Origin of the sequence: Pseudolabrys sp. FHR47, assembly GCF_005153485.1 — a bacterium.
In the GTDB taxonomy this organism is placed as follows: Bacteria; Pseudomonadota; Alphaproteobacteria; order Rhizobiales; family Xanthobacteraceae; genus Pseudolabrys.
Window position 1 is genome coordinate 2,615,410 of record NZ_CP039740.1, and the last position, 12,642, is coordinate 2,628,051.

12 protein-coding genes are annotated in these 12,642 nt (G+C 64.3%); 5 read left to right on the forward strand and 7 right to left on the reverse strand.

Annotated features, from left to right (window positions below):
• Positions 1-26 precede the first annotated feature (26 nt).
• From acpS to rpoZ, 4 genes are all read right to left on the reverse strand, one after another.
• Positions 27-446 (reverse strand): holo-ACP synthase, encoded by a 420-nt coding sequence (acpS, locus tag E8Q40_RS12870; RefSeq protein WP_137044936.1) that lies wholly within the window; start codon positions 444-446, stop codon positions 27-29.
• Entirely contained in the window at positions 443-1,198 is a 756-nt protein-coding gene (locus tag E8Q40_RS12875) for a pyridoxine 5'-phosphate synthase (protein ID WP_137044937.1), read from the reverse strand. Before E8Q40_RS12875 ends, acpS begins: the two co-directional genes overlap by 4 nt.
• Positions 1,191-3,512, reverse strand: a complete 2,322-nt coding sequence (locus tag E8Q40_RS12880) for a bifunctional (p)ppGpp synthetase/guanosine-3',5'-bis(diphosphate) 3'-pyrophosphohydrolase (protein ID WP_137044938.1) — start codon at positions 3,510-3,512, stop codon at positions 1,191-1,193. The genes E8Q40_RS12875 and E8Q40_RS12880 overlap by 8 nt, the downstream gene beginning before the upstream one ends.
• Before the next feature lie 243 nt (positions 3,513-3,755).
• Positions 3,756-4,142 (reverse strand): DNA-directed RNA polymerase subunit omega, encoded by a 387-nt coding sequence (gene rpoZ, locus E8Q40_RS12885; RefSeq protein ID WP_137044939.1) that lies wholly within the window; start codon positions 4,140-4,142, stop codon positions 3,756-3,758.
• A 337-nt stretch (positions 4,143-4,479) separates the two neighbouring features.
• Between rpoZ and E8Q40_RS12890 the strand changes: the two genes are divergently transcribed.
• The 3 genes from E8Q40_RS12890 (at position 4,480) to E8Q40_RS12900 (ending at position 6,578) form a co-directional block, all read left to right on the forward strand.
• On the forward strand, positions 4,480-5,136 hold the full coding sequence (locus tag E8Q40_RS12890; RefSeq protein ID WP_137044940.1) for an NYN domain-containing protein: 657 nt from the start codon (positions 4,480-4,482) through the stop codon (positions 5,134-5,136).
• Positions 5,137-5,216: 80 nt separating this feature from the next.
• On the forward strand, positions 5,217-5,903 hold the full coding sequence (locus E8Q40_RS12895; protein WP_137044941.1) for a uracil-DNA glycosylase: 687 nt from the start codon (positions 5,217-5,219) through the stop codon (positions 5,901-5,903).
• A gap of 153 nt (positions 5,904-6,056) precedes the next feature.
• Positions 6,057-6,578 carry a superoxide dismutase family protein gene (locus E8Q40_RS12900; protein WP_137046702.1) on the forward strand — a complete coding sequence of 174 codons (522 nt, stop codon included), beginning with the start codon at positions 6,057-6,059 and terminating at the stop codon, positions 6,576-6,578.
• A gap of 20 nt (positions 6,579-6,598) precedes the next feature.
• Here E8Q40_RS12900 and E8Q40_RS12905 read toward each other — a convergent pair whose 3' ends face one another.
• On the reverse strand, positions 6,599-7,288 hold the full coding sequence (locus E8Q40_RS12905) for a DJ-1/PfpI family protein (RefSeq protein ID WP_205995511.1): 690 nt from the start codon (positions 7,286-7,288) through the stop codon (positions 6,599-6,601).
• A gap of 97 nt (positions 7,289-7,385) precedes the next feature.
• Between E8Q40_RS12905 and E8Q40_RS12910 the strand changes: the two genes are divergently transcribed.
• Positions 7,386-8,336 carry a threonine/serine dehydratase gene (locus tag E8Q40_RS12910; RefSeq protein WP_137044943.1) on the forward strand — a complete coding sequence of 317 codons (951 nt, stop codon included), beginning with the start codon at positions 7,386-7,388 and terminating at the stop codon, positions 8,334-8,336.
• A gap of 111 nt (positions 8,337-8,447) precedes the next feature.
• Here E8Q40_RS12910 and smpB read toward each other — a convergent pair whose 3' ends face one another.
• Both smpB and dapA read right to left on the reverse strand, forming a co-directional pair.
• Positions 8,448-8,921 carry an SsrA-binding protein SmpB gene (gene smpB, locus E8Q40_RS12915; protein ID WP_137046703.1) on the reverse strand — a complete coding sequence of 158 codons (474 nt, stop codon included), beginning with the start codon at positions 8,919-8,921 and terminating at the stop codon, positions 8,448-8,450.
• A gap of 184 nt (positions 8,922-9,105) precedes the next feature.
• Entirely contained in the window at positions 9,106-9,999 is an 894-nt protein-coding gene (dapA, locus tag E8Q40_RS12920) for a 4-hydroxy-tetrahydrodipicolinate synthase (protein ID WP_137044944.1), read from the reverse strand.
• A 271-nt stretch (positions 10,000-10,270) separates the two neighbouring features.
• Between dapA and E8Q40_RS12925 the strand changes: the two genes are divergently transcribed.
• On the forward strand, positions 10,271-12,604 hold the full coding sequence (locus tag E8Q40_RS12925; RefSeq protein ID WP_137044945.1) for a lytic transglycosylase domain-containing protein: 2,334 nt from the start codon (positions 10,271-10,273) through the stop codon (positions 12,602-12,604).
• Positions 12,605-12,642: the final 38 nt, after the last annotated feature.

The following is a 12,642-nucleotide window of genomic DNA, read 5'->3' on the forward strand; positions in this document are numbered from 1 at the left end:
CACTGGACAATATCGGTTTATCCGCCTTAGCGGGAGTCCGCCAGGTTAGCGACGGGAATCGCCTGGATGATGACGATGGCCTGCGCCAGCGGCCCCTCGTCCGTCATGGAAAGGTCGATGCGGGCCTCGTGACCCGGCGGTACGAGTTCCTGGAGCCGGCGCAGCGCCCCCCCGGTCAGCCGCAGCGTCGGCCGGCCGCCCGGCAGATTGACCACCCCCATGTCGCGCCAGAACACACCATGGCTCATCCCGGTGCCCAACGCCTTGGCGCAGGCCTCCTTGGCGGCAAAACGCTTGGCATAGGTCTCGATCCGGTTCTTGCGGCGGTCGGCCTTTTCGCGCTCGATCGGCGTGAAGATGCGCGACAGGAAGCGCTCGCCGTGGCGTTCGATGGTCTTGGCGATGCGGCGCGCGTCGCAGAGGTCGGAGCCGAGACCAACGATCATCGGGATATGCGGGCCCGGCCGCGACCCATAGCGGCGCGCATGAACTTGATGGTCTCGGTCAAACCCTCGAACACCGCCTCGCCGATCAGGAAATGGCCGATATTGAGCTCGACGATCTGCGGCAGCGCCGCGATCTCCTCGGCTGTGGCGTAGTCGAGGCCGTGGCCGGCATGGACCTCGAGACCAAGACCGGCGGCAAGTTCGGCGCCCTTCACGATCGCCTGCCACTCGGCCTGCGCCTTTTCCCTGTGGCCGTCGGCCAAAGCCTCGCACCAGGCGCCGGTGTGAATCTCGATGACCGGCGCGCCGAGCGCCGCGGCGGTCTCGATCTGCTCCGGCTGCGCGCCGATGAACAGCGATACGCGAATGCCGGCGTGCTTGAGCTTGTGAATCACGGGCTTGAGATGGGCCTGCTGGCCGGCGGCATCGAGGCCACCTTCGGTGGTGCGCTCCTCGCGCTTTTCCGGCACCAGGCAGCAGGCATGCGGCTGCGTCTTGAGCGCCAGCGCCACCATCTCGTCGGTCGCCGCCATTTCGAAATTCAAGGGCTTGTCGATCTCGGCTTTCAGCCTCGCCATGTCGTCGTCGCGGATATGGCGGCGGTCCTCACGCAGATGCGCGGTGATGCCGTCACAGCCGGCGGCAATCGCCAGCTTGGCGGCGCGCACCGGATCGGGATGCCGGCCGCCGCGCGCATTGCGGATGGTGGCGACGTGGTCGACGTTCACGCCCAACCGTAACGGCTTACCCATTCACGCGCTCCGCCTTGGCGACCATCGGTTTCACCCTCAATTGCGACAGGATGTCGTTAAGGTGCTTCAGGTCATACACCTCCAGATCGATCAGCACATCGGTGAAGTCCGGCGCGCGGCGCGTCATGGCGATGTTGTCGATATTGCCGTCATGCTCGGCGATGACCTGCGCGATCTGCGCCAGCGAACCGGGCTCGTTGGCCGATTGCACCGTGATGCGCGCCGGAAAACGCCGCACCGACTCTTCGGCGTCCCAACGCACGTCGAGCCAGCGCTCCGGCTTGTCCTCGAACTCGGCGAGCGCCGGCGACTGGATCGGATAGATGGTGATGCCCTCGCCCGGCGAGATGATACCGACAATGCGGTCGCCCGGCACGGCCCCGCCCTCGGGCGCGAAGCGCACCGGCAGGTCGCCGTTGATGCCGCGGATCGGAATCGCAGGCCCGGTCGCGTCCGGCACCTTGAATTTCACCGAAGTCAGCTTGCGCAGACCGAACCAGCCGCTGCCGGTCTCCGGCTTCGGCCGCGCCGCATTGGCTGCTGCGCGCTCTTCCTTGTAGTCGGGATACATGGCGCGGGCGACATCGGAAGCTTTGAGTTCGCTGCGCCCAACCGCCGCCATCACGTCCTCAAGTGACGAGCGCGCCAGTCGCGGCAGCGCACCGGTCAACTTCTCGTCCGAATAGGCGATCTTGGCACGCTGGAACAGACGCTCGACGATGCGGCGCCCCAGGCCCGCATATTGCTCGCGGACCGCGGTGCGCGTTGCGCGCCGGATCGCCGCGCGCGCCTTGCCAGTGACGACTAGCGCCTCCCAAGCCGACGGCGGCGACAACTGCGCCTTGGAGGTGAGGATTTCGACCTCGTCGCCATTCATCAATTCCGACGTGAGCGGCGCGATCTTGCCGTTGATCTTCGAGCCCACGGCGGTGTTGCCGACATCGGTATGCACGGCATAGGCAAAGTCGATCGGCGTTGCCTTGCGCGGCAGCGCGATCAGCTTGCCCTTCGGCGTGAAGCAGAACACCTGGTCGTGGAACAGCTCGAGCTTGGTGTGCTCGAGGAATTCTTCCGGGTTAGACGCTTCCGCCAGCGCCTCGATGGTGCGCCGCAGCCAGGCATAAGCGCTCGATTCCCGCGACAGCATTTCGGTCGGCGTGCCGACCCCGTCCTTGTAGAGCGCGTGCGCGGCGATGCCGTATTCGGCGATCTGGTGCATTTCCTTGGAGCGGATCTGCAGCTCGACGCGCTGCTTGCCCGGCCCGATCACCGTGGTGTGGAGCGAGCGATAGTCGTTGGCCTTCGGCGTCGAGATGTAGTCCTTGAACCGCGTCGGCACCATCGGCCAGGTCGTATGCACGATGCCGAGCGCCTGGTAGCATTCGGTCACGTTGCCGACGATGACGCGGAAGCCGTAGATGTCGGACAATTGCTCGAAGCCGACGCCCTTGCGCTCCATCTTGCGCCACACCGAATAAGCGCGTTTGCGCCGCCCGGAAACGGCGGCGGTGATGCCGCGCTCGGCGAGCTTGCGCGTGAGCTGCTGTTCGATCTCGGAGATCAATTGCGCGTTGAGCGCGGCGATGGAATCGAGCCGAGCCGTAACGACCTGATAGGCGTCGGGATAAAGTTCCCGGAACGCCAGGTCGTCGAGCTCCTCGCGCATCTCGTGCATGCCCATGCGGCCGGCGAGCGGCGCATAGATTTCCAGCGTCTCCTCCGCCGTGCGCCGGCGCGAGGCGGGCGGCATGTATTCCAGCGTCCGCATATTGTGCAGGCGGTCGGCCAGCTTGATCAGCAGCACGCGCACGTCGTCGACGATGGCGAGCAGAAGCTTGCGCAGGTTTTCCGCCTGCTTGGCCTCCTTGGTGACGAGATCGAGCTTCTTGAGCTTGGTCAGGCCCTCGACCAGCGCGCCGATGTCCTTGCCGAACAACTGGTCGATGTCGGCGCGGGTCGCATCGGTGTCCTCGATCGTGTCGTGCAGCAGTGCGGCGGCGATGGTCGCATCGTCGAGCTTGAGGTCGGTCAGGATCGCCGCGACTTCGATCGGGTGCGAGAAATACGGATCGCCCGAGGCGCGGCGCTGATCGCCATGCGCCTTCATGGCATAGACATAGGCGCGATTGAGCAGCGCTTCGTCGCTGTTCGGGTTATAGGCGCGGACCCGTTCGATCAGATCGTACTGCCGCATCATCTGCGGCTTGCGCGGGGCGGCCTTTTCCGGCGACGGCGGGGGAACCGGCGGCGCGTGCAGCGGCGCCCGGGTCAATGCCTGGCTCTGCATGCGCGGAAGGTCGGAGCGCGTGCGCATTCGGTCGGTTCCAGCCTTAAAATACCGCCGAAGACGCGTCTCAAAGGCCCCGGCGGCCCATCATGACATAGATATCACGTCAATTTCGCGGAGCCGCAAGCGGTGTTGCACTCTGCTTAATCATTTACCCGCAGGCGCGCCGGACGGGACGACAGCCCGCCCCTCGCCGGCGAACGTCCCAAACGACAAAGGCCCGGCACAGCGGCCGGGCCTTTACCCCAAATTTACGCTGACGGACGGCGCTTACTCGGCGTCGTCTTCCGGGACCTCTTCCGGCGGGGCCAGGCCCTCGAGGCCCTTGAGCAGCTCTTCCTCGGTCATGCGGTCTGGGACGACCATATCGGTGTCGTCCGAATCGACGCCGGCGCCGATGAGCGGCGCTTCGGGCTCGGGCTCGTCCACTTCGACGTATTTCTGCAGCGAATGGATCAGGTCTTCCTTCAGATCGCCCGGGGAAACGGTGGTTTCCGCGATTTCGCGCAGCGACACGACCGGGTTCTTGTCGTTGTCGCGATCGACGGTGATCTGCGAGCCCGACGAAATCATGCGGGCGCGGTGGCTCGCCAAAAGCACGAGATCGAAACGGTTCTCAACCTTGTCGATGCAGTCTTCTACGGTGACACGGGCCATCGGCTCGTCACTCCTCAAAATGGTATAATTTCGAGATTAGGGGCTACCTATCCTCTGCGACCGTGTTTTTCAACCCTTTTTTGTCTTGGTTTGGCCCCATCTTCCTGTTAGCGAACGGCTAGCGACCGCAAGGAAGGCCGGCCGAAGGTATTATCGGTGGCGGCTTCGATTGCGCGGGTGCCAACAGAATTGTTCATCACGTGCCGTTGATACCCAGATCAGCCCTCTCCACAGGCTTTTCGGCCCGCGCTCGGCGCGTGCGCCCGGCTGACGCCGCATTCGGCATGAAACTGTCCGCGACGCACAGCGGCGACTTTAAGGACCACAGGACCTGACCATGACCGGCGAAAAATTCGCTTTGTTTATTGACGGCGCCAATCTCTACGCCACTGCCAAATCCCTCGGTTTCGACATCGACTACAAGAAACTGCTGAAGGAATTCCAGTCGCGCGGATATCTGCTGCGGGCCTTCTATTACACCGCGATCATCGAGGATCAGGAATACTCATCGATTCGCCCGCTGATCGACTGGCTCGATTACAACGGCTACGCCGTCGTCACCAAGGCGACCAAAGAATTCGTCGACCAGACCGGCCGCCGCAAGGTCAAGGGCAACATGGATATCGAACTCGCCGTCGATGCCATGGAGACCGCCAGCAATGTCGACCACATCGTGCTGTTCTCTGGCGATGGCGACTTCACCCGTCTGGTCGAAGCCGTGCAGCGCAAGGGCGTGCGCGTCACCGTCGTTTCGACGGTTACTACGCAGCCGCCGATGGTCGCCGACGAGTTGCGCCGCCAGGCCGACGTCTTCGTCGACCTGATGAGCCTGCAGAGCAAGATCGGCCGTGATCCGTCCGAACGGCCCATGCGCACGCGTGACCCGGCTGACGCCGGACATGGTCCGGGCCATGGCAGCCACACACCGCAGTTCCTGCAGCGCGGACCGGCGCCGCAGCGGGCTGGCGCCGCCGACGAAGATTTCGAGGATTGAGCAACGCGTTTTACGGCACCGTGGGAACCGTTCGCGTGACGAAAACGCGCCGAAGCCGCCAAAGCTAGTGGGAGCGTGCCGTGGCGCGCTCCACCGCAACAAAACCTGATGGATACGATTGGCCGGACAGCGGCAAGCCGGGCCGCGACTGCCCGCGCTGCCCGCGCCTTGTCGCCTATCGGAATGACTGCCGCGTCAAGCAACCCGACTGGTTCAACGCTCCGGTGCCCTCCTTCGGGCCGGCCGATGCACGCCTGATGATCGTCGGCCTGGCGCCGGGCGTGCAAGGCGCCAACCGCACCGGCCGCCCCTTCACCGGCGACTACGCCGGTGACCTGCTCTACGACACCCTGTCGCGCTTTGGCTTTGCCAATGGAAAGTTCGATGCCCGCATCGACGACGGCCTCGCGCTGATCGACTGCCGCATCACCAATGCGGTGCGGTGCGTGCCGCCGGAGAACAAGCCGACGCCTGCCGAAATCAATACCTGCCGCGACTTCTTCAAGGACACCATCGCGGAAATGACCAACCTGCGCGCCATTGTTGCGCTCGGCGCGGTCGCGCATGGCACCGTGTTGTCGGCCTTCGCGGCGAAGAAATCGGGGCATCCGTTCAAGCACGGCGGCCATTACCGGCTCGGGCAGATCGAGCTTTTTTCGAGCTATCACTGCTCGCGCTACAATACAAACACCGGCGTTCTGACGCCGGAGATGTTCCGCGCCGTATTCAAACAAGTGCGCGGGTATCTGGACAGCGGAACCCTCTAACGGACTGAGCCGATGGACACGCAGATGACGCAAAGCCGCGGTTCCATGGCCTTGCGGTGGGAAACGTTCCGGCGCACGGATCGTTACCACAAGACCGAACGCCAATCCGTCCTGCCGGCACCAGCCGCAACAACCAATTCCAGGGAGCGACACATGGACAAGCGTAATCGACTTCTGACGGCGAGCTTCGCCGCAGCCGTAACTCTCGCGATCGCCCTGCCCGCAACTGCGCAGACCGCCAGCGCGCCGCTAAAAGACGCCCAGGGCAAGGAAGTCGGCTCGGCCAATCTGATGCAAACGCCGCGCGGCGTACTCATCAATCTTTCAGTGAAAGGCCTGCCGCCGGGCGAACACGCGTTCCACGTCCACGCCGTCGGCAAATGCGAGCCGCCCTTTACCTCAGCCGGCGGCCATTTCAATCCGGACAACAAGAAGCACGGTCTAATGGCGAATGAAGGCGCGCATGCCGGCGACATGCCGAATTTGCATATTCCGCAAAGCGGCGACCTGACGATCGAGGTGCTGAACGCTGCGGTCACGCTGGACAAGGGCAAGCCGAATTCGCTGCTCGACGCCGATGGCTCGGCCCTCGTCATCCACGCCGGCACCGACGACTACAAAACCGATCCGACCGGCGATGCCGGCGGCCGCATCGCCTGTGGCGTGGTGCAGTAGCACCACGCTCTCGCGCTCACTTAAACAGCGGTGCCGAGTTTGCGGCCGACCCGGGCCGCGACCTCGCGCCGGTCTTCGTTCAGTTTGGTCAGCTTGGCCTTGAGTGCGGCCAGCGTTGCCGGCTGTGCGGTTTTCGGCGAGCCGCTGTCGAAAGGCGGCGCCGGGTCGTATTCGATCTGCAACTGGATCTCGCGCGCCAGCGCCTCGCCTTCGAGAATCGCCGCCAGCGACAGCGCAAAATCGATCCCCGAGGTAACACCGGCGCCGGTCACGACATTGCCGTCAACCACGACCTTCTCGGCAACTGGAATGGCACCGAGCGGCTTGAGATGCTCGAGCGCCGCCCAGTGGCAGGTCGCGCGCTTGCCTTTCAGCAGCCCGGCGGCGCCCAGCACCAGCGAGCCGGTGCAGACCGACGTGACGTATTTCGCGGAGGCCGCCTGCTTGCGCAGGAAATCGAGCACCACCTCGTCTTCCATCAGATCCTGCTGGCCGGGTCCGCCGGGCACCATGATGATATCGAGCGGCGGACAGGCGTCATAGGTCGTGGTCGGCACGATCTTCATGCCGCGATCGGTGGTGACGGGCTCGAGCGTTCGCGCGATGAGCTCGACCGTGGTGTCCGGCAGCCGCGCCAGCACTTCATATGGCCCGGTCATGTCGAGCTGTGTCAGGCGCGGGAAGATCAGCATGCCGATGCGGCGGGTCATTGAAATCTCCTCGTTGGCGCGCGCCTACTTACCAGATACGCCGCTTCCCGTCGTCGGCGGCATTGATGACAAGTTTTTATGGACCTAACATTTAGAGATGAAGTCACCGCCGCCTCCTTCCGCCGATAATATCGCCAAAGCTGCGCGTCTCATCGATCCGGTCTTCACCGGCTCGCCCCTGATGACGCACCATACCGCTGACGACGCACTCGGCCTTCGTCTCTTCGCCAAGGTCGAGACGCTCAACCCGATCCGCTCGTTCAAGGGACGTGGCACCGACTACTTCATGGCGGCGCAACCGGCTTCCGTCGGCACGGTCGTCGCCGCGTCGGCCGGTAATTTCGGTCAGGGCCTCGCTTATGCGGCCGCCAAACGGGGGCGCGAAGCCGTCATCTTCGCGGCCACAAACGCCAACCGGCGCAAGATCGACGCCATGAGCCGCCTCGGCGCCAAGGTGATCCTGGAGGGCAACGACTTCGACGGCGCCAAAGGCGCCGCGCGCGCCTACGCGGCGACGAACAGCCTGACCTTTGTCGAAGACGGCGCCGGCCCGGAAATCGCCGAAGGCGCCGGCACCATCGCCCTGGAAATGACCGAGGCCTTCCGCCAGCGCGGCGTTGCTCTGGAGGCCGCCCTCATCCCGCTGGGTAATGGCGCCCTGCTCACCGGCATGGGCGCGTGGCTGAAGACAGCCTCACCCGCCTGCCGCGTCATCGGCGTTGTCGCGGCGGCGGCGCCCGCGATGAAGCTGTCATTCGACAATGCGAGGCTGGAAACGACGGCGACGGCGGCGACCATCGCCGACGGGATCGCGGTGCGCGAGCCGGTTCCTTACGCGCTCGACTGCATGCGGGACGTCGTCGACGAGGTTCTGGCGGTCGACGAGCAAAGTCTCCGTGCCGCGATGGCGTTCTGCCGCGACCACTACGGCCTCATTGTCGAGCCGGCTGGCGTGGCCGGCATTGCCGCGCTGCTCGAGCATGGAAAGGCATTTGCGGGCCGAACGGTCGGCACCGTGCTGTGCGGCAGCAACATTGCGGGCGGGTGAAGCGCCCTTTAGAGCGTTTTCGAGCGAAGTGGAAACCGGTTCGCGTGAAGAAAACGCGTCAAAACAAAAAGCTAGAGCCCCGGCTTTGATTCCATCAAAGCCGGAAAGGCTCTAGCCCCTGTCCCGCAACAGCCGGCTCTTCTCGCGGTTCCAGGTGCGCTTCTTGTCGGCCTCACGCTTGTCGTGGAGCTTCTTGCCCTTGGCGAGCGCGATCTCGATCTTGGCGCGGCCCTTCTCGTTGAAATAGAGCTTGAGCGGCACGATGGTCATGCCCTCGCGCTCGACCGCATTGGCCAGCTTGTGAATCTGCCGGTCGTGCAGAAGCAGCTTGCGCAAACGCTTGGGAGCGTGGTTCTCGCGGTGCGCCTGGACGTATTCCGGGATATTGGCGTTGACGAGCCAGATCTCACCGCCCTTGGCGTCGGCATATGACTCGGCGATCGTCGCCTTGCCGGTGCGCAGCGATTTGACCTCGCTGCCGGTCAGCACGATCCCGGCCTCGAAAGTATCCTCGATCTGATAGTTGAACCGCGCCTTGCGGTTTTCCGCGACCGTCTTGAAACGGCGCTCGTCTTTGGCAGCCATGGAACTCATATAGAGCGTTTCCAGGCGAAGTGGAGGCCGGTTCGCCGTCCGGAAACGCGACAAGGAAGGTCATTGAACGATTGGCTCGCCAAGCCCGCTCACGGGACAAAACGCGCCAACTTAAAGTTAAACTTCAGATCAAAAGAATGCCACAGTATGTTGATATTGCGTCATTTTTTGGCGTTCAATTGATCACGCCGGCATGGACCATGGCATCGCGGATCACCTTCCCGGTCGCCGCCGTCACCGGCATCAGCGGCAGGCGCACCTCCTCTTCGAGGCGGCCGAGCAGCTTGAGGCCATGCTTGGCGCCGGCGAGGCCCGGCTCCTTGAAGATGGCGTCATGCAGCGGCACCAGCCGGTCCTGGATCTTCAGTGCTCCGGCATAGTCGCCCTTGAAAACAGCGGCCATCAGGTCGGCGCAGGGCTTCGGCGCCACGTTCGCCACCACCGAAATACAACCGTGACCGCCGGCCGCCATATAGGCGAGCGCCGTCATGTCCTCGCCCGAGAGCTGGATGAAGTCCGCCCCCAAAGCGTGACGCTGCTGCGAGACGCGCGCGAGGTTCGCGGTGGCGTCCTTGACGCCGACGATGTTCTTCAGTTCGTACAGCCGCTTCATGGTGTCGACCGACATGTCCACCACCGAGCGCGGCGGAATGTTGTAGATGATGATCGGAATGCCGATCGCATCGTTCACCGCCTTGAAGTGCTGGTACATCCCCTCCTGGGTCGGCTTGTTGTAGTACGGCGTCACCACCAACACGGCGTCGGCGCCCGCCTTCTCGGCATGACGCGCCAGATCGACGGCTTCATCGGTCGAGTTCGAGCCGGCCCCGGCGATGACCGGCACGCGGCCCTTGGCCTGGTCGATGCAGATATCGACCACCTTGTGATGCTCGTCATGACTGAGGGTCGGGCTTTCGCCCGTGGTTCCAACCGGAACCAGCCCGCTCGTCCCTTGCGCGATCTGCCAGTCGATCAGGTCGCGAAACGCCTGCTCGTCGACCGCCCCGTTTTTGAACGGCGTCACGAGCGCGGTCATGGAACCTCGGAAGCTCGTTGTCGCGGCGGTCATTGCGTTTCTCCCTACCCGGCTACGCGGTGTGCAAGGGCACCATCAATATCGGCTTGCGCCAGGCGATGAAAGCCCCTTCGCGAGGCAATTTACCATGATTTGCCAAGCTTTTGCCGCGCTTATGGAATAACCGTGATTCCAGTTTGGCGGCTTCGGGGTATCCTCTCGTTGACCATTTTGCCCTAAGGGGGACAGTTGCGCCCGTCGTGCTGAGTCGGGCGTCGTCAAACAACTACACAACGATCACGCCCGAACGAACAGAGGCAACGGTTTGCAGGACGTATCGAAACAACGCCTTCGGATATCGTCGCTCGCGCTGATCGCCGCCGGCGCGCTGCTTGCCGTGCAGGCCGTCGCCGCGCCGGCTGTGCAGAGCAAAGACAAGCCGGCCAAGAGCAAGCAAGGTCACCAGACCAAATCGGTCGCCCGCCCTCCGGCGCGCCCGAACCTCGTTTCGGTACCGATGCCGCAGGCCCGGCCCGATGCCGGCACGGTCGCCACCCACGCTGCGACCCGTCCGCTGCAACTCGTCGACCTGACGCCGGCGACCCCGCCTGTATCGCGTGGAACTGAAGCCTATGCCCAGGTCGGCGCCGGCGCCCGCAGCGCCGTGTTCGCCAGCCGCCTCGTTATCAAGCCACTGGCGCGCCCAACCGCCGGTCCCTTCGCGGTCGCGCCGACAACCGCCACCTCCGATGCCGATCTTGCCACGCTCAAGCGCGTCAGAGAGGCCGCCGCCAAGGGCAACGATGCCGAAGCCGAAGCAGCCGCACGCGGCATCGCGGATCCGGTAGCGCGCAAGCTCGCCGAGTACATGATCCTGCGCAGCTACAACACCAAGCCGAACTTCGAGCGCTACGCCAATTTCATCGAGCGTAACCCGGACTGGCCGCATGTCCCGATGTTCCGCCGCCGCGCCGAAAACACGCTGTGGAACGACAACGTCAGCGACTCCGGGGTGCTGTCGTTCTTCTCTCACCAGCAACCGACGACGGCGAAGGGCCGGTACGTCCTGGCACGCGCCCTGCTGGCGCGCGGCGACCGCGCCGCCGCGCAACAACTCGTGCGCACCGCCTGGCGCACGCAGGACGCCAGCGCCGACGTCGAGCGCAAGGTGCTCGACATGTTCGGTGCGATGCTGACCGGCGAGGACCACAAAGTCCGCATGGACGACCGCTTTTACAACGACGACACCGAAGGCGGCCTGCGCGCCGCCGAACGCGTCGGCGGCGGTCATCTCCAGATCGCCAAAGCCTGGACCGCGGTCATCAAGCGCGCCAAGAACGCCAAGGCCCTGCTCGACGCCGTGCCCGCGGCGATGCACCGTGATGCAGGTTACATCTTCGCTCGCGCCCAATGGCTGCGGAAGAATGGCAAGCCCGAAGACGCCGGCAGGCTCATCCTGACAGCACCGAAGGACCCGGACGCTCTTGTCGATGTCAATGAGTGGTGGCAGGAGCGCCGCATCCTCGTGCGCGACCTTCTGGACAACAAGGACGCCCAGACCGCCTACCGCGTCGCCCGCGACGCGGCGACGCCGACGAAGGGCAACTACCGCGTCGACAAACACTTTACCGCCGGCTGGATTGCGCTGCGTTTCCTGCACGATCCGAAGACGGCGGCCAGTCATTTCGCGGAAATCAACCGGGGCGCCGGCACCAATCCGCACGCGCTGTCGCGCGGCGGCTATTGGCAGGGCCGCGCCGCCGAGGCCATGGGCCAGAGTACCCAGGCTCGCACCTTCTACACTGAGGCAGCGCAACACAGCACAACCTATTACGGCCAGCTCGCCCGCGCCCGGCTCGGTCTGCGCGATCTCGGTCTGGTCGGCCCGCCCGATTTCACCACGCAGCAGCGCAATCTTCTCGCCAATACAGAAGTGGTGCGCGCGGTGGAGTTGCTCTACGCGCTCGACGACCGTGACATGATCGCCTCGATCTATGCCGAGCTCGGCGACAGCGCCACCGACGTCGCTGGCATGGCGATGCTGGGTGAAGTTGCGGCCAAGTACAAGGATCCGCGCGCCATGGTGCTGCTGGGCAAGAACGCGCTCGGCCGCGGCCTGCCTCTCGACTATTATGCCTTCCCCTCCGTCGGCCTACCGAACTATCAGCCGATCGCACCGCCAGTCGAAGACGCGCTGGTCTATTCGATCGCCCGGCAGGAAAGCCACTTCAATCAGAAGGTCGTGTCGCCGGCCAAGGCCATGGGCTTCATGCAGGTGACGCCGGTCGCCGCGCAGGACACGTCCAAGCGTTTCAAGTACGTCTACAATAGCGGCCGCCTGCTCACCGATCCGGTTTACAATATGCAGATGGGGGCGGCCGAGTTGTCGATGCTGCTGTCGACCTATGACGGCTCGTACATCATGACCTTCGCCGGCTATAACGCCGGACGCGGCCGGGTGCGGCAGTGGGTTGCCGCTTATGGAGATCCGCGTGACCCCAGCGTCGATCCGGTCGACTGGTGCGAGCGCATTCCGATCGCCGAGACGCGCAATTACGTCCAGCGCATCATGGAAAACCTGCAGGTTTATCGCGCTCGCTTCGGCGGCGGCAACAAGCTGGTGATCGAGGCCGACATCCGCCGCGGCGCACCGCGTTAGGACACGCTGTTGTGCCCAACGTCGCCGGGCTAGGCTCA

Coding starts and splice junctions, on each gene's coding strand:
- acpS (WP_137044936.1), bottom strand. CDS start 446: ATGATCGTTGGTCTCGGCTCCGACCTCTGCGACGCGCGCCGCATCGCC.
- E8Q40_RS12875 (WP_137044937.1), bottom strand. CDS start 1,198: ATGGGTAAGCCGTTACGGTTGGGCGTGAACGTCGACCACGTCGCCACC.
- E8Q40_RS12880 (WP_137044938.1), bottom strand. CDS start 3,512: ATGCGCACGCGCTCCGACCTTCCGCGCATGCAGAGCCAGGCATTGACC.
- rpoZ (WP_137044939.1), bottom strand. CDS start 4,142: ATGGCCCGTGTCACCGTAGAAGACTGCATCGACAAGGTTGAGAACCGT.
- E8Q40_RS12890 (WP_137044940.1), top strand. CDS start 4,480: ATGACCGGCGAAAAATTCGCTTTGTTTATTGACGGCGCCAATCTCTAC.
- E8Q40_RS12900 (WP_137046702.1), top strand. CDS start 6,057: ATGGACAAGCGTAATCGACTTCTGACGGCGAGCTTCGCCGCAGCCGTA.
- E8Q40_RS12905 (WP_205995511.1), bottom strand. CDS start 7,288: ATGACCCGCCGCATCGGCATGCTGATCTTCCCGCGCCTGACACAGCTC.
- E8Q40_RS12910 (WP_137044943.1), top strand. CDS start 7,386: ATGAAGTCACCGCCGCCTCCTTCCGCCGATAATATCGCCAAAGCTGCG.
- smpB (WP_137046703.1), bottom strand. CDS start 8,921: ATGGCTGCCAAAGACGAGCGCCGTTTCAAGACGGTCGCGGAAAACCGC.
- dapA (WP_137044944.1), bottom strand. CDS start 9,999: ATGACCGCCGCGACAACGAGCTTCCGAGGTTCCATGACCGCGCTCGTG.